The organism is Streptomyces sp. NRRL F-525, assembly GCF_000716605.1.
GTDB lineage: Bacteria > Actinomycetota > Actinomycetes > Streptomycetales > Streptomycetaceae > Streptomyces.
In genome coordinates, this window is record NZ_JNXE01000001.1 from 38,390 (window position 1) to 53,870 (window position 15,481).

14 protein-coding genes are annotated in these 15,481 nt (G+C 69.6%); 4 read left to right on the forward strand and 10 right to left on the reverse strand.

Annotation, left to right across the window (positions count from 1 at the left end; translation table 11 throughout):
* Both OO69_RS00200 and OO69_RS00205 read left to right on the forward strand, forming a co-directional pair.
* Entirely contained in the window at positions 1–1,713 is a 1,713-nt protein-coding gene (locus OO69_RS00200; protein WP_033278250.1) for a cation acetate symporter, read from the forward strand.
* A gap of 82 nt (positions 1,714–1,795) precedes the next feature.
* Positions 1,796–3,001: a sensor histidine kinase gene (locus OO69_RS00205; protein WP_033278251.1), complete on the forward strand. Its 1,206-nt coding sequence runs from the start codon at positions 1,796–1,798 to the stop codon at positions 2,999–3,001.
* Positions 3,002–3,007: 6 nt separating this feature from the next.
* Here OO69_RS00205 and OO69_RS51155 read toward each other — a convergent pair whose 3' ends face one another.
* The 7 genes from OO69_RS51155 to OO69_RS00240 form a co-directional block, all read right to left on the reverse strand.
* Entirely contained in the window at positions 3,008–3,166 is a 159-nt protein-coding gene (locus tag OO69_RS51155; protein WP_019070924.1) for a hypothetical protein, read from the reverse strand.
* A 13-nt stretch (positions 3,167–3,179) separates the two neighbouring features.
* A complete protein-coding gene (locus tag OO69_RS00215; RefSeq protein WP_033278252.1) occupies positions 3,180–5,021 on the reverse strand; it encodes a serine/threonine-protein kinase in 1,842 nt (613 codons plus the stop codon).
* A gap of 25 nt (positions 5,022–5,046) precedes the next feature.
* Positions 5,047–6,369: a PASTA domain-containing protein gene (locus tag OO69_RS00220; RefSeq protein ID WP_324604522.1), complete on the reverse strand. Its 1,323-nt coding sequence runs from the start codon at positions 6,367–6,369 to the stop codon at positions 5,047–5,049.
* A gap of 47 nt (positions 6,370–6,416) precedes the next feature.
* The gene (locus tag OO69_RS00225) at positions 6,417–7,367 is read right to left on the reverse strand and encodes a cytochrome c oxidase assembly protein (protein ID WP_033278254.1); all 951 of its coding nucleotides are present in this window, start codon (positions 7,365–7,367) and stop codon (positions 6,417–6,419) included.
* Positions 7,368–7,530: 163 nt separating this feature from the next.
* Entirely contained in the window at positions 7,531–8,556 is a 1,026-nt protein-coding gene (locus tag OO69_RS00230) for a 6-phosphofructokinase (RefSeq protein ID WP_033278255.1), read from the reverse strand.
* A gap of 189 nt (positions 8,557–8,745) precedes the next feature.
* Positions 8,746–9,474 carry a type 1 glutamine amidotransferase gene (locus tag OO69_RS00235; RefSeq protein WP_033278256.1) on the reverse strand — a complete coding sequence of 243 codons (729 nt, stop codon included), beginning with the start codon at positions 9,472–9,474 and terminating at the stop codon, positions 8,746–8,748.
* A 21-nt stretch (positions 9,475–9,495) separates the two neighbouring features.
* The gene (locus OO69_RS00240) at positions 9,496–10,734 is read right to left on the reverse strand and encodes a Mur ligase family protein (RefSeq protein ID WP_033278257.1); all 1,239 of its coding nucleotides are present in this window, start codon (positions 10,732–10,734) and stop codon (positions 9,496–9,498) included.
* A gap of 154 nt (positions 10,735–10,888) precedes the next feature.
* On the opposite strand from OO69_RS00240, the gene def reads away from it, so the two are divergent.
* Positions 10,889–11,428 carry a peptide deformylase gene (gene def / locus OO69_RS00245; protein ID WP_033278258.1) on the forward strand — a complete coding sequence of 180 codons (540 nt, stop codon included), beginning with the start codon at positions 10,889–10,891 and terminating at the stop codon, positions 11,426–11,428.
* A gap of 132 nt (positions 11,429–11,560) precedes the next feature.
* Here the strand turns inward: def and OO69_RS00250 are convergent, their stop codons facing one another.
* On the reverse strand, positions 11,561–12,205 hold the full coding sequence (locus tag OO69_RS00250; protein WP_019070916.1) for a TetR family transcriptional regulator: 645 nt from the start codon (positions 12,203–12,205) through the stop codon (positions 11,561–11,563).
* 171 nt (positions 12,206–12,376) lie between these two features.
* On the opposite strand from OO69_RS00250, the gene OO69_RS00255 reads away from it, so the two are divergent.
* Positions 12,377–13,606, forward strand: coding sequence for an acyl-CoA dehydrogenase family protein (locus OO69_RS00255; RefSeq protein WP_033278259.1), 1,230 nt, complete (start codon positions 12,377–12,379; stop codon positions 13,604–13,606).
* A 131-nt stretch (positions 13,607–13,737) separates the two neighbouring features.
* On the opposite strand, the gene OO69_RS00260 is transcribed toward OO69_RS00255, so the two are convergent.
* Positions 13,738–14,259, reverse strand: a complete 522-nt coding sequence (locus OO69_RS00260; protein ID WP_033278730.1) for a cupin domain-containing protein — start codon at positions 14,257–14,259, stop codon at positions 13,738–13,740.
* A gap of 7 nt (positions 14,260–14,266) precedes the next feature.
* Positions 14,267–15,481 (reverse strand): cytochrome P450, encoded by a 1,215-nt coding sequence (locus OO69_RS00265; protein WP_033278260.1) that lies wholly within the window; start codon positions 15,479–15,481, stop codon positions 14,267–14,269.

Genomic DNA, 15,481 nt, shown 5'->3' on the forward strand with positions numbered 1-15,481 from the left:
GTGAACTCCAGTTACGCCGTACCGGCGGTGGCCCTCGTCGTCGTGGTCACGGTCCTCGTCGGCGCCTTCGGCCTGCGCATCTCCCGCACCACCTCCGACTTCTACGTCGCCTCCCGCACCGTCGGCCCCCGCCTCAACGCGGCCGCCATCAGCGGCGAATACCTCTCCGCGGCCTCGTTCCTGGGCATCGCGGGACTGGTCCTGGTCCAGGGCCCGGACATGCTCTGGTACCCGGTCGGCTACACGGCCGGATACCTCGTCCTACTGCTGTTCGTCGCCGCCCCGCTCCGCCGCTCCGGCGCCTACACCCTCCCCGACTTCGCCGAGGCCCGCCTCGCCTCGCACGCCGTACGACGCCTCGCGGGCGCCTTCGTCGTCGGCGTCGGCTGGCTGTACCTCCTGCCCCAACTCCAGGGCGCCGGGCTCACATTGACCGTCCTCACCGGCGCGCCCGACTCGCTCGGCGGCCTGATCGTGGCGGTCGTGGTGGTCGCCACCGTCGCGGCCGGCGGCATGCGCAGCATCACCTTCGTCCAGGCCTTCCAGTACTGGCTGAAGCTCACCGCCCTGCTCGTCCCCGCCCTCTTCCTGGTCCTCGCCTGGCAGAGCGACGGAGCACCCCGGCACGCCTTCGAGGAACCGGCAACGTTCCGCGCACAACGGGCAGTTCGGGTCGACGAGACACTCGACCTCAGACTCGACCGCCCCCTCACGGTCACGGTCACCGGCAAAGTCGACGGCCACACACACGACGGCGCGAGACTCCAACTCCCCACCGGCACCCACCACATCGAGCGCGGCACCCGTCTCACCTTCGCCAAGGGCGACCCCGTCCCCGTAGCCGACCGGGGCACCAATGGCGGCATGTCGACCTCCCTCGCCGCCAGCCGTGAGGAACGCCCGCTCTACGCGACGTACGGCCTCATCCTCGCCACCTTCCTCGGCACCATGGGCCTGCCGCACGTCGTCGTCCGCTTCTACACCAGCCCGCACGGCGTCGCCGCCCGCCGCACCACGGTCGCCGTTCTCGGCCTGATCGGCGCCTTCTACCTCCTCCCGCCCGTCTACGGCGCCCTCGGCCGCCTGTACACCCCCGAACTCACCCTCACCGGCGACGCCGACGCGGCCGTACTCCTGCTGCCCGACCGCATGATCGGCGGCGTCGGCGGCGATCTGCTCGGCGCGCTGGTCGCGGGCGGCGCCTTCGCCGCGTTCCTGTCCACCGCGTCGGGACTCACCATGGCGGTGGCCGGGGTCCTCACCCAGGACGTCCTCCCGTCGCGCGGGGTACGGCACTTCAGGCTCGGCACGGTCCTCGCCATGGCCGTACCGCTGGTGGCGAGCGTGGTCGTCGGCGGGCTGCCCGTCGCCGACGCCGTGGGGCTCGCGTTCGCCGTATCGGCCTCCTCCTTCTGCCCGTTGCTGGTCCTCGGCATCTGGTGGACGCGGCTCACCCCGCCCGGCGCGGCGGCCGGGATGCTGGTCGGCGGTGGCTCGGCGTTCGTCGCCGTGGCCGCGACCATGGCGGGCTTCCCCGGCACCGGGCCCCTGCACGCCCTGCTCGCCTGGCCCGCGCTCTGGTCGGTGCCGCTGGGGTTCCTCACGATGGTGCTGGTGTCGCTGGCCACGCCGGGGCGGGTGCCGACGGGAACGGCGGCCATCCTGGCGCGGTTCCATCTGCCGGAGGAGCTGCGGGCGGAGGTGAAGGCGTGACGACACCCACGGGCGGTCCTGGCGTCACCGCGAGCGGATCGCCCAACTCCCTGCCGCTCAACTCCCTTACGGAGGCGGCCGCATGAGCGGATTCCTGGCCGGCCTCTGCGTCGCCGTACTCCCGCTGCTCGCCGCCGGGTTCTGGCTCGGCCGTCGCACCGCACGCCCCGAGAACCTCGGCGGGCTCGGCACCCCCGTCGAACACGCCACCTTCCAGACCCTGCACACCGCCTCCCTCGCCGCGCCCCCACTCCGCGCCGGTCTCACCGAGGAGACGGCCCGCCGCTCGGCCCGCAGACTGCGCACGCTGCTCGGCACGGACGCGCTGTGTCTGACCGACCAGAAGCAGGTCCTCGCCTGGGACGGCGTCGGCGACCATCACCGGGCCGAGATCATGGAACGGCTCGCGGGCCCGCTGGAGACCGGCCGGGGCGAGGCGTTCCGGCTCAACTGCGACGCCCCCGACTGCCCGTTGCGCTGGGCGGTGGTCGCCCCGCTCACCGTCGACGACCGGGTCCACGGAGCGCTGGTCGCCTGCGCACCGCGCGAGTCGGCGGTCCTGGTCCGAGCCGCTGGAGAGGTGGCCCGCTGGGTCTCCGTACAACTTGAGCTGGCAGACCTGGACCAGTCCCGCACGCGCCTGATCGAGGCCGAGATCAAGGCACTTCGGGCCCAGATCTCCCCGCACTTCATCTTCAACTCGCTCGCGGTGATCGCGTCCTTCGTCCGCACCGACCCCGAGCGCGCCCGCGAACTGCTCCTGGAATTCGCCGACTTCACCCGCTACTCGTTCCGCAGGCACGGCGACTTCACCACCCTCGCCGACGAACTCCACGCCATCGACCACTACTTGGCGCTCGTGCGGGCCCGCTTCGGCGAGCGCCTCTCGGTCACCCTGCAGATCGCCCCCGAGGTACTGCCGGTCGCGCTCCCGTTCCTCTGCCTCCAGCCGCTCGTCGAGAACGCCGTCAAGCACGGCCTGGAGGGCAAGGCCGACAAGAGCCGGATCAGCATCACCGCGCAGGACGCGGGCGCCGAGGCACTCGTCGTCATCGAGGACGACGGCGCCGGCATGGACCCCGACCTGCTCCGCCGCATCCTCGCGGGCGAGGTCAGCCCCTCGGGCGGCATCGGCCTGTCCAACGTCGACGACCGGCTCCGCCAGGTCTACGGCGACGACTACGGCCTCGTCATCGAGACCGCCGTAGGAGCGGGCATGAAGATCACCGCCCGGCTGCCGAAGTACCAGCCGGGCGTGCACTCGGCGAGCCGGCGGAGTGAGCCGTAGTCGACGTCAGGTGCTGCGCGTGGCCACCATCCCGAGGGTGATCAGCCCGAGCACGACCCAGCCGAACCACAGCCAGCCGTTACTCCCGAGCGCCACCGTGTAGGCCGTCACCACCACCAGACCGCCGACGGTGATCACCCCCATGGTCTTCGTGGAACCGGGCATCGCAACACCCTCCTCATGGTTCGTCCCCCTCCATGGTGCCCCCGTTCTGCCTCCGAACGGCGCAGACGACGAAATGTGTGCCCGACTTCCACGGTCCCTGACTCGTCCAGGAGGCCGCCTCGTAGACCGACGGATCGAAGCCGTAGTCGGCCGGAGGGACGTCCCGGGCACACGCGGCGTCCGATTCCGTACGGGCCTGGGCCAGCGTGACGCCAGCGCCCAACCGGGTGAACCCGAGGACTTCCTGATCGTGCTTGTCCGCGCAGGAGACCAGGCTCGCGGCCCGGTCCGAGGGCACGGCCAGACAGTCCCGCTTCTGCATGGTCGACGTATCGGCGAACGCCGACCCGAGGGCGCGACGGCTGCCGAGCGGCCCGTAGACCGGCCCGTGCGCACCCAGCACCAGACAAGCGGTGCGCTGCCCGGCGGCCTCGAAACCCGCGTCGGTCGGTACGACCGCGAGCGCCCGCACATCCGCGAGCTTCTCCCGCACCTCCTGCGTCCGCCGCGCACACCGGTCCGCCCCGACCTTGCGCGCCTCGCCCGCGGACGCGGTGGAGACCAATGCCATCACCTGCCCGTCGGGCACGGAGTTCCGACAGGTGGGGTCGACGGAAAGCCTCGGCGTCCCGTGGAAGAGCTTCCCGCCGGGCCAGTCGGCGGTGACGCAGTCGCCGTTCTTGAGGGGCGCGGAGAGCCCGATGGCTGTGCCGTACGGCGAACTGTCCTGCTGCGCGCTCGTGTTGTCGCCAGGGGGCTGGGGGGCCATGGCGTACCAGACGCCGCCCAGGGCCAGAGCGAGCCCGAGCAGGCCCGCGAGGACGGCCTGGCGGAAACGGGGACGTGGGCGGCGGCGCCGACCGGTGGGAGGCGGCCCCGCGGTGGGTGGCGCCGACGCGGGTTGCCCCTCCCACGGCGACTGCGAACCCAGCTCGGTCTGCGTCCGGGCATAAGATCCCGCCCCCGCTCCCACCCCCGGGTCCGTCTGCGGCGTGACGATCCGCGCCAGGGCCACCTCGGCCTCCGCCGCCGGAATCCGTCGTAGCGGATCCTTCTCCAGCATCGCGTGGAGCACCGGGGCCAGGGCGCCCGCGCGGACCGGGGGCAGCGGGTCCTCCATGACCACCGCGGTGATCTCGGCGAGCGGGGTCTCGCGGACGAAGGGGCCGTGGCCCTCGACGGCGTGGTACAGCGTGCAGCCCAGCGAGAACAGGTCGGCGGCGGCGGTCGGCGGCCCGCCCGTGGCCCGTTCCGGCGCCAGATAACCCGCCGTACCGACGAGCACGGACGTCAGCGTGTACCGCGTCTCCCCGGCGTCCGGCTGCACCGAGATGCCGTAGTCCGTGAGCAGGACGCGGGCGTACGGCGAACCGGTGCGGTCCGGCGCGAGCAGGATGTTCGCCGGTTTCACGTCCCGGTGCATGACGCCCCGCTGGTGTCCGGCGGTCAGCGCGTCGAGTACGGCGAGTCCGATGCGGGCGCACTCCGCGGGGGCCAGCGAGCCGTACCGGCCGACCATGTCGCGCAGGTCCACGGCGTCCGCCACGTACTCCATGACGATCCAGGGCAGCCCCTCGTGCTCCAGCACGTCATGGACGGTCACCACATGGGGGTGCCCGCGCAGCCCTGCCGCGTTCCGTGCCTCGGCCCGGGCTCGCGCGACCCGGGCCTCCCGCTCGGCGTCTGCGGAGGCCGGGTTGCTGAACACGATCTCCTTGAGCGCGACTTCACAGGCCAGCCGCTGGTCATGTGCGAGCCACACATGTCCCATCCCGCCACTGCCCAGCCGGTTCAGCAGGAGATAGCGGCCTGCGATGACCCGGCCCACTCCCGAGGTCGGCGATCCCTGTGGCATCCGGCCTCCTCCTTCCCGGGCTGCGTCACGTCTCGGTTGCGGTTGCGGTGGCGGTGGCGGTGACGGTGGTGGGCGTGACGGTCGCGGAGGCGCTGGTGGTCACGGGAGCACTCGTCACCGGGGCGCTGCTGGTGACCGGTGCGCTCGGCGGGGCCGAGTGGGACACCACCGAGGGCGAACCGGTCGTAGGCGAACTGCTGGACGGCGGTGGGTTGGACGACGGGGGTTCACTCGTGGGCGAGGAGGGTGCTGGGGCGGATGTCGAGGGCGGCGCCGTGGACGTCGGCGGAGCCAGCGTCGGCCCGGAGGTCGTCGGACCCGGGGGAGTGGACGTAGCGCCCCCATTCGTCCCGCCGGTCACGCTCAACGTCACGTACTCCCCGAACCGCAGCTCGGTCCCGGCGGGCGGATCGCTGGCCGTGACGTGCGCATCGTCGGAGGGCACCGCACTCCCGCCGTACCCCACGGCCAGACCCCTGCTCACCAGTTGCCGCCGCGCGTCCCCGAACGTCGCCCCCGCGAGATCGGGCACCGCGTGCTGCTTCCGGGTGTCGAAGGTGGTGTCGTGCTTGCCCGTCGTGCCGACCGGCCGCGTGATGCCGGTGCCGGGATCGTCGACATCGACGAGGGCGAGCCCCTCCATCTGCCGCGGCGCCGGACGCACCGCCACGACCGAGGACGCGTGATATCCGCTCCACTTCTTGTTGCCGTCCGCGAACTTGACGGAAATGCGGCTCGCGTCGCCCTTGAAGGGGCGCAGTGGATTTCCGCACGAGCACTTCGCGGCCGGTTCCCCCTGCTCGTCGACGAGAATCGCGATTCCCGACTGGAGAAGGGAGTTGTAGGGCGTGGCCTTTCCCTTTTTGTAGTCGTGGTTCTGTACGAGAGTGTCGTGACGCAGGAGTACGGGTGTGAGCCGGTCCAGATAGTCCGGTATCTGGTCTGTGGTGATATCCAGCACACCCGACCAGGCAACGGCCTTCTGATGATTCGCGGGATCGGTCAGAAACCTCTTGAGTTTCGCCACGTCACAGATGGTCGGCTTCGTGGTGCCCCCGTACAGCCCAGGAGTGTCCCCTTGCTGCAAGCTGCCCCGCACGGGCACCGAACGCACCGCGGCGTCCTGCCCCAGTCCGTGTTTCTCGTCGAAGAAAGGCGCGAGCGATGGAACTCGGGCGGCAACCGCCTGCACGGCGAACAAATGTGCGCCCCCGCCGCATCCACTCAGTCCACTTACGACCAGGACGCACGCGAGCAGCACGGCGATCCTGCGGATCACCGGAATTCCGGTCCTTTGCACAACAGCGCGAAATGTCACTACCGCTCCCCCCGGCCGCGGTTCCCCCATCGCGCTTATGCTACTGAACGAAATTCCCGTTCAGTTGCCGCATGTGTTCAATTGCTTCGTGTGTTCAATGAGGCCAAATAGGCGTTGTACGCCTCGAGTTCCTTGTCACCGTCCCGGTCGGCGGCCCGGTCCTGCCGCTTGGCCTGCCGCTGCTCCGAGCTGTACCACTGGAAGAGCAGGGCGATCAGCACCAGCACGGACGGGACCTCGCTGAACGCCCAGGCGATGCCACCGGCCGCGTTCTGATCGGAGAGCGCGTCGATGCCGAGGGAGGCGGGCGGGTTCTTGAACGTCTCGACCATCGGCTCCGACGCCATCATCAACGCGATGCCGAAGAACGCGTGGAACGGCATCCCGGCGAACAGCTCCAGCATCCGCATCAGATAACCCGGCCGATTCGGCCCGGGGTCCACGCCCATGATCGGCCAGAAGAACACCACACCCACCGCGAGGAAGTGCACCATCATCGCGATGTGCCCGGTCTTCGACCCCATCAGGAAATCGAAGATCGGCGTGAAGTACAGCGCGTACAGGCTCGCGATGAACAGCGGGATCGTGAACGCGGGATGCGTGATGATCTTCATGTACCGGCTGTGCAGAAACATCAACAGCAGTTCGCGGGGCCCCTTGTGCCCCCTGGCCGCCGGAGGCAGCGCGCGCAATGCCAGCGTGATCGGAGCGCCGAGCAGCAACAGGATCGGCGTCAGCATGCTGATGACCATGTGCTGCACCATGTGCACGCTGAACATGACCATTCCGTAGTCATTCAGCTTGGTGCACATCACCAGCCCGATGGTCAGCACACCGATGACGAAAGAGATCGTCCGCCCCACAGGCCACGAGTCCCCCCGCCGCCGCAACCGCACGACCCCCCAGCCGTACAGCCCGAGCCCGAGCAGGCAAGCGGTCAGGAAAAACGGGTCGGCCGACCACTCAAGCCCGCGCGCAAAGGTGAACGGCGGCAGATCCATGGTCATACCGTGCCCGCCGTGATCCATCGAACGGCTCCTGATTCGTGGGGGTGTGGGTCATCTGTCCGCACCAGAGTAGAACCGCCCCCGGTCACTTCTGCGACCGGGGCCAGCGGAACCCCCTGAGGGGCGCGGGGAACTGCGCGACCAGCCCCCACGCGCCCGCACCCGACGAACTACCTCACGGCGTTCAGAGCACGCACTCAGCCTCTTCATACCGATCAGCAGGCACGGTCTTCAACGTCTCCACCGCATCCGCCAACGACACCATCACGATGTCGGTCCCCCGAAGCGCGGTCATCTTCCCGAACTCCCCCCGATGCGCGGCTTCCACCGCATGCCACCCAAACCGAGTAGCGAGCACCCGGTCATACGCGGTCGGCGTACCCCCACGCTGCACATGCCCAAGAATCACCGGCCGCGCCTCCTTACCGAGCCGTTCCTCCAGCTCGATGGACAGCTGCCGAGCGATCCCCGCGAAGCGCTCATGGCCGTAGACATCCTTCTTGCCCTCGTCGAAGTCCATGGACCCGGCCCGAGGCTTGGCACCCTCGGCGGCAACCACGATCGCAAACCGCTTGCCCGCCTCGAAGCGTTCGCCGACCCGCGCGGCCAACTCCTCGATGTCGAAGGGCCGTTCAGGCACGACGATGGCGTGCGCGCCGGCCGCCATGCCGGAGTGCAGCGCTATCCAGCCGGTGTGGCGGCCCATGACCTCCACGACGAGCACGCGCTGGTGGGACTCGGCGGTCGTCTTGAGCCGGTCGAGGGCCTCCGTCGCGACACCGACGGCCGTGTCGAAGCCGAAGGTGACGTCCGTGACCGCGATGTCGTTGTCGATGGTCTTGGGGACGCCGACGACCGGGAGCCCGGCGTCGTACATCAGCTTGGCCGCCTTGAGCGTGCCCTCGCCGCCGATCGGGATGATCGCGTCGAGGCCGAGCTCCTCGACATGGCCCTTGGCCCGCTCGACGCCGTCCCGGAGCTGGGAGGGCTGGACGCGGGAGGAGCCGAGGATGGTGCCGCCGCGAGCAAGGATGCCGCTCACCGCGTCGAGGTCGAGCTTGAGGTAGTCGCACTCCAGGAGGCCTTTCCAGCCGTCCCGGAAGCCGATGACCTCGTCGCCGTGGTCCACGACGGCGCGGTGCACGACGGACCGGATGACGGCGTTCAGGCCGGGGCAGTCGCCGCCGGACGTGAGGACACCAATGCGCATAGCCCGAAGAACCTTCTCAACGTGGGCCGAAACCGGACCACGTTGTCCGGTACGAACCCCGCCACCCTAACGGCAGGAGGGGGCGGGGTCGTAGCATGCGTCCGCCTGCTGGACGACCCCGCTCACCTGCGCGGACGGGCCGTCAGACGGGCTGGTTGCCGGTGTCCGAAGAGGAGATGGACGCCCGGTTCAGGCAGGCTGCTGAGCTGCGGTGATGCGCTCGTTGCGGAGCGCCTCGTACCAGCGGTCGTCGATCGGCGGCAGCGCGTTCACATCGAGGGCCAGCTTCAGCAGCAGGTCCGCGATCAGCGGGTTGCGGGCGAGCACGGGCCCGTGCATGTACGTGCCGAACACCGTGTCGTTGTACGCGCCCTCGGTGCCGTCGCCCGTGCCGTTGCCCTTGCCGAGCCGCACCTGTGCGAACGGGCGGGCGGTGGGGCCGAGATGGGTGACGCCCTGGTGGTTCTCGAAGCCGGTCAGCTGGGGCAGGCCCAGGCGCGCGTCGATGTCGCCGAGGACGTCGCCGACGCACCGCTCGCCCTCGCCGCGCGTCGACACCACGTCGAGCAGGCCGAGGCCGGGCTCGCGCTGGCCGAGGTCGTTGATGAACTCGTGGCCGAGGATCTGGTAGCCGGCGCACACCGAGAAGACGATCGCGCCGTTGCCGACGGCCCGGTGCAGGCCGCCGTCACGGCGCAGGCGCTCCGCCGCGAGCCGCTGCGGACGGTCCTCGCCACCACCGATGAGGTAGATGTCGCCCGAGGTCGGGATGGGCTGGTCGCTGCGTACGTCCAGCCGGGCCACGTCGAGGCCGCGCTGCCGTGCCCGGCGTTCCACGACAAGGGCGTTGCCCTGGTCGCCGTAGGTGCTCAGCAGGTCCGGGTAGATCCACACCAGACGCAGCTGGTTGTCGCTCATGGTCAATTCGTCCTCTGAGTCTCAGTTGCCGACGCGGCGGCGCAGGTCCTGGAACGCGGTGTAGTTCGCGATGACCTCGATGCGGCCGGGCGGGGCCAGCTGCACGGCCTGGTCGAGGTTGTCGCAGACCTGGAAGTGCTGGTTGGCCACTTCCAGGCGGACCGCGAGGTCCAGCTTGCGGTCGCCCACGACGAAGATGGGGTGGCCGGTCAGTCGGGTGTAGTCGACGTCCCACAGCCACGAGGTGTCGGTGCCGTCGGCGCCCCGCGCGTTCACCGAGAGGATCACCGGGGTCGGCGGCGGATCGATCAGGCTGAACGTTTCGAGCCAGCCCGCCGGGTTCTTCGCCAGCAGCAGCCGCAGGTCGCGCTGCATGAACTGGACGACGTCATAGCGTCCGGCCACGGCCTGCACCCGGTACATGCGCTCCAGGGCGACCTGCGGCGGCACCCCGAAGACGGCGGCGACCGCGGCCGAAGAGGCGGCATTGGCCTTGTTGGCACGCCCCGGCAGCTGAAGATGAATGGGCCAGGCGGACCCGTGCGGGTCGAGGACGTGATCCCCGGACAGCGCCCAACTCGGCGTAGGCCGACGGAATCCGCACTCGCCGCAGAACCAGTCATCGCCGGGCCGCTGCATCACGCCACCGCAGGACGGGCAGGACCAGGCGTCGTCCTTCCACATCTGCCCGGCGGCGACCCAGATCACGTTGGGGGAGGAGGAAGCAGCCCACACGACCAACGGGTCGTCGGCGTTGGCGACGACGACGGCCTTGGAACCCGACAGCCCCTCACGCCAGTTCTCCGCGAGCATGCGGGTCTCGGCCGCGCGGTCCAACTGGTCGCGGGAGAGGTTGAGCAGCGCGATGCACTTGGGGTCGGTGTCGCGGGCGACACCGGCGAGGTACTTCTCGTCGACCTCGATGACACCGAACTTCGCGTCCGAGCCACCGGCCAGCGCCGAGGTGATGCCGGCGGGCATGTTGGCGCCGAGCGCGTTCGAGACGACGGGCCCGGCGGCGCCGAGAGCTTCGGCGATGAGCCGCGTCGTGGTCGTCTTCCCATTCGTCGCCGAGACGAGCGTCACGTCCAGGCTCTGCGCGAGCCGGGCGAGCAGGTCGGGGTCGAGTTTGAGTGCCACTCGGCCGCCGATCACCGATCCGCTGCCCCGCCCCGCGGCACGCGATGCCGCCGCGACCGCCTTGCCCGCCGTCACGGCCAGCTTGGCCCGCGGCGTGAGCGGGTCCGAGTTGCCTGCCATCAGTTCTCGATCCTCCTTGCGTACGCGCCGCGCCTCTGCCTCCGGCAACGTGGTGTGGACCTCAGCCTATCGAGATCCTTATCGGTGCCCGAACCGCGGCACCGCGAACCCCTCGCGGCGGGCGTGCGCCGTAGAGAACCGTACCCTTGCGCCCATGCGATACGGCTCCATCCCGGGCGCCCACGGGCGAGTCCGCCCCCTCACCCTGCTCGGCGACCCACTGCTTCACACCTCCTGCGCAGAAGTAACAGACTTCGGCCCGGAACTGGCCCGTCTCGTAGAGGACTTGTTCGCGACGATGTACGCGGCCCAGGGGGTGGGCCTCGCCGCGAACCAAGTGGGCGAGCCCTTGCGGGTGTTCGTCTACGACTGCCCCGACGACGAAGAGACCCGCCACCTCGGCCATGTGGTCAACCCACGCCTGGTGGAGACGGACGGCGTGGTGCTGAGAGGCCCGGAAGGCTGCCTCTCCCTACCGGGCCTGGAGGCGGGAACGGAGCGCTACGACCACGCGGTCATCGAGGGCTTCACGGCGACCGGCGACCCGATCACCGTCCACGGCACGGGTTGGTTCGCACGCTGCCTGCAACACGAGTACGACCACGTGGAGGGCCGGGTGTACGCGGACCGCGTGACGGGCTGGCGCCACAAACGCCTGATGAGACAGGTGGGCCGAGCGTCATGGCACCGGTGAGCGAAGGCTTTTGGGGCACGGGGCTCCGCCGCGCGGGCGCGACCACCTCTCCACACCGGCGAGCGAGGTTCTTTTAGGGGCGCGGGGAACTGCGCGACCAGCCCCCACGCACCTGCACTTTGAATACGACCGTCAGAACCCCGGACCGCCCACTTTGTCCCCGGCGGCAGCCAACCGCCCCCACAACAGATCAGCCAGACTCCGCACCAACTCGGCCCGGGAACAAGGCCGTTCACCCAGCCACCAGTCCCCGGCCGCGTGCATCATCCCGACAATCCCATGCCCCCACACCCGAGCCAACTGCTGACTGTTGGGCCCCAGATCCACCCGCTCCTCGATGACCTGAGCCAACTCCTCGCCCATCCGCCGCAGCAACGGAACCGAGTGATTCCCCGTGTCGAACCCCTGATCCGCGGTCTGCCCACCCTCAACGGGATGCATCAGAAACCGGTACACCTGAGGAAGCGCCTCAATCGCGGCGAGATACGTGTCGAGCGTCGCCTCAACCCGCTCCCGACGCTCGGCCGGAGCATCCAACGCCGCCCGCAACGACGACAACAGGGCATCCGTATGCCGCTTCGCAAGGGCCGCGTACAGCCCACCCTTGTCCCCGAAGTGCCGATACAGAATCGGCTTCGTAATACCCGCTTCCGCGGCGATCGCGTTCATCGAGGCCTGCGGACCATCACGCAGCACCACTCTGTCCGCGGCCTCCAACAACTCGCGCCGTCGGCGATCGGCGGACCGCTGTTGATCGGTCCGCTGCGTGGTGTCCATGGTCTCTCCCCACCCGTGCTGAATCGGTGACGCCTGCGCAAACTAACACTCAACGGCCCCAACGCCTCGAACGGGCTGCCGAGTGGTCATCGGGAGTTGACTTTTCCTACCCGTCGGTAACAGACTCTGTCGTTACCGCAAGTAACATGCTAGTGCGCTGCTGGAGGAGTCATGGCCGAGTTCACCATGGAACTCAACGACGAACAGAAGGAGGTGCGGGACTGGCTGCACGGCTTCGCCGCCGACGTCATCCGCCCCGCCGCCGCCGAATGGGACGAGCGTGAGGAAACTCCCTGGCCGGTCATCCAGGAGGCCGCGAAGGTGGGCATCTACTCCCTGGACTTCTACGCCCAGCAGTACTTCGACCCCACCGGCCTCGGCATCCCGATGGCCATGGAGGAGCTGTTCTGGGGCGACGCGGGCATAGCCCTCTCCATAGTCGGCACCGGTCTCGCTGCGGTCGGCGTCCTCGCCAACGGCACCGAGGAGCAGATCGGTACCTGGATCCCCCAGATGTACGGCGACGCCAACGACGTGAAGGTCGCCGCCTTCTGCTCCTCCGAGCCCGACGCCGGCTCCGACGTGGCCTCCATGCGCACGCGTGCCGTGTACGACGAGGCCAAGGACGAGTGGGTGCTCAACGGCACCAAGACCTGGGCGACCAACGGTGGTATCGCCAACGTCCACGTCGTCGTCGCGGTCGTCGACGCGGACCTCGGCTCCAAGGGCCACGCCTCCTTCATCGTCCCGTCGGGCACGCCTGGCCTCTCCCAGGGCCAGAAATTCAAGAAGCACGGCATCCGCGCCTCGCACACCGCCGAGGTCGTCCTGGAGGACGTGCGCATCCCCGGTTCCTGCCTGCTCGGCGGCAAGGAGAAGCTGGACGAGCGCCTCGCCCGCGCCCGTGAGCGCGCGAAGGCCGGCGGCGGCGAGCGCGTGAAGAACGCGGCGATGGCGACGTTCGAGGCGTCGCGCCCGGCTGTCGGCGCGATGGCGGTGGGCACGGCCCGGGCCGCGTACGAGGTCGCCCTCGACTACGCGATGACCCGCGAGCAGTTCGGCCGCCCGATCATCGACAACCAGGGTGTCGCCTTCCAGCTCGCCGACATGCGTACGTCCATCGACGCGGCGCGGCTGCTGGTGTGGCGGGCGTCCTGGATGGCCGTCAACGGCAAGCAGTTCACGGCGGCCGAGGGGTCGATGTCGAAGCTGTTCGCGAGCGAGACGGCGAAGAAGGTGACGGGCCAGGCCATTCAGATCCTGGGCGGCAACGGCTACACCCGTGAGTATCCGGTTGAGCGGATGCACCGGGATGCCGCGATCTACACGATTTTCGAGGGCACGAGTGAGATTCAGCGGCTGGTGATCGCTCGGACCTTGTCCGGGATGCCGATTCGTTGAGTTTCGGGTGCGCGCCCGGTGGGGGCTGAGCGCGCAGTTCCCCGCGCCCCTAAAAGACCCCTCAGGCACCGGTGTTTTTAAGGGGCGCGGGGAACTGCGCGACCAGCCCCCACCGGCCGGTGGACGAACAACTACCGGTGTTTCAAGGGCGTCAACTGCTCGATGTCATAGCGCCCCCGCAACTCCTCGATAGCCGCAAGATCCGGCGGCCCCCCACCCCCGAGAATCTCCAACAGCTCCTCGAAATACCGCTCATGATCCGGCGGCGGAGACGCCTGGAAAAACATCTTCGCCGCCGTCTCCGTAGGGTTCGAGAACGCGTGCGGACACCCGGGCGGCACAACGATCACCGTCCCCGGAGTCGCCCGTACCACCCGGGAACCCGAACTCGACTCCCAGCGCTGCCAGTTGTCCGGGGTACGGACCCGCGGCTCGAAGGCGAGGACATCCAGCTCGCCTTCGAGCACGTAGAACAACTCCTCGCTACGGGTGTGCACGTGGGCCCCGACATCGAACCCCGGCGGCACAAGCACCTCGAAGGTCGACGCGGTCCGGGAGTGCGAGCCGGTCACCTTGAACGTCACGTGCTGCGCGGGCGTCTGGACGACTCGGCCGTGACCGGGCGGCACCAGCAGCCCCTCCGTCGCCGTCATCCGCACCTCACCACGTCACGGGCAGTGCCTCGGGCCCGCGGATCAACGCGCCCTTCTTGAACGGGACTTGATCGGCCGGTACAGCGAGCCGCAGCCCCGGCAGCCGGTCCAGCAGCGCGTCCACCAGCAGCTCGGACTCCAGCCGCGCCAGCATGTTGCCGGGACAGAAGTGCGGGCCGAAACCGAAGGACACATGCGGGTTCGGGCTGCGCGTGAAGTCGATCTTCTCGGGGTCCGGGAACACGTCCGGGTCCCGGTTCGCGGCCAGGTACGACACGTACACCGGGTCGCCCGCCCGCATCCGCACGCCGCGGATCTCCACGTCCTCCATGGCGATCCGGGACAGCCCGACCGCGTTGCGGTGCGGGATGTAGCGCAGCAGCTCGTCGATGGCCTGGGGCCTCAACTCCGGTTCCGCGCGCAGCCGTTCGACGAGATCGGGGCGGGTCAGCAGCAGGTAGAACATCTGCCCGCTGTTGTTGGTGACCGCCTCGCCGCCGATCTGCAGCAGCACCGCGAGCCCGACCGCCTCCTCCAGCGTGATCTCCTCCCGGCCCACGGCGGCACCGAGCAGCGAGGCGACGTCCTCGCCGTCGCTGCCCTCCCGCAGCCCGATCAGATCGCCGAAGTACGCGCCCATCTCCTGCTTCGCCTTCTCGCTGACCTTGGCGCCGTGCGAGGAGGACAGGATGAGCTGGGTCCAGGTGTGCATGCCGTGCCGGTCGGCGGCCGGTACGCCCATCAGCTCGCAGATCACCGCGATGGGGAAGGGGCTCAGCACAGTCTCGGTGAGGTCCGCGGGCGGCCCGTTCTCCAGCAGCTCGTCGACCAACTCGTCGAGCAGCAGCCGGGATTGCTCCCGCACCCGCTCCACCCCGCGCGCCGTGAACGCCGGGGCCACCGAGCGCCGTAGCCGGGTGTGGTCCGGAGGGTCGAGGAAGCCGACCGCGCCGCGCGCCGGGATGAAGTGCGGGGCGAGCCGGGTCACCGGCTGGTCCATCACCGCCTCACGGCTGAAGCGGGGATCGTTGGTGACCATCCGCACGTCGTCGTGCCGGGTGACCAGCCACGCCCAGCCCTCGCCGTTGGGCAGTTTGATCCGGTTGACCGGACCCTCCCGCATCAGTTTGGCGAGGACCGGGTCGAAGTCCACCCCGGTCAGGTCGAGGGCCGGCCAGGGCCGGACCGGGGGCAGGGTCTCGGTGAGCGTCTCTTCAGTCAT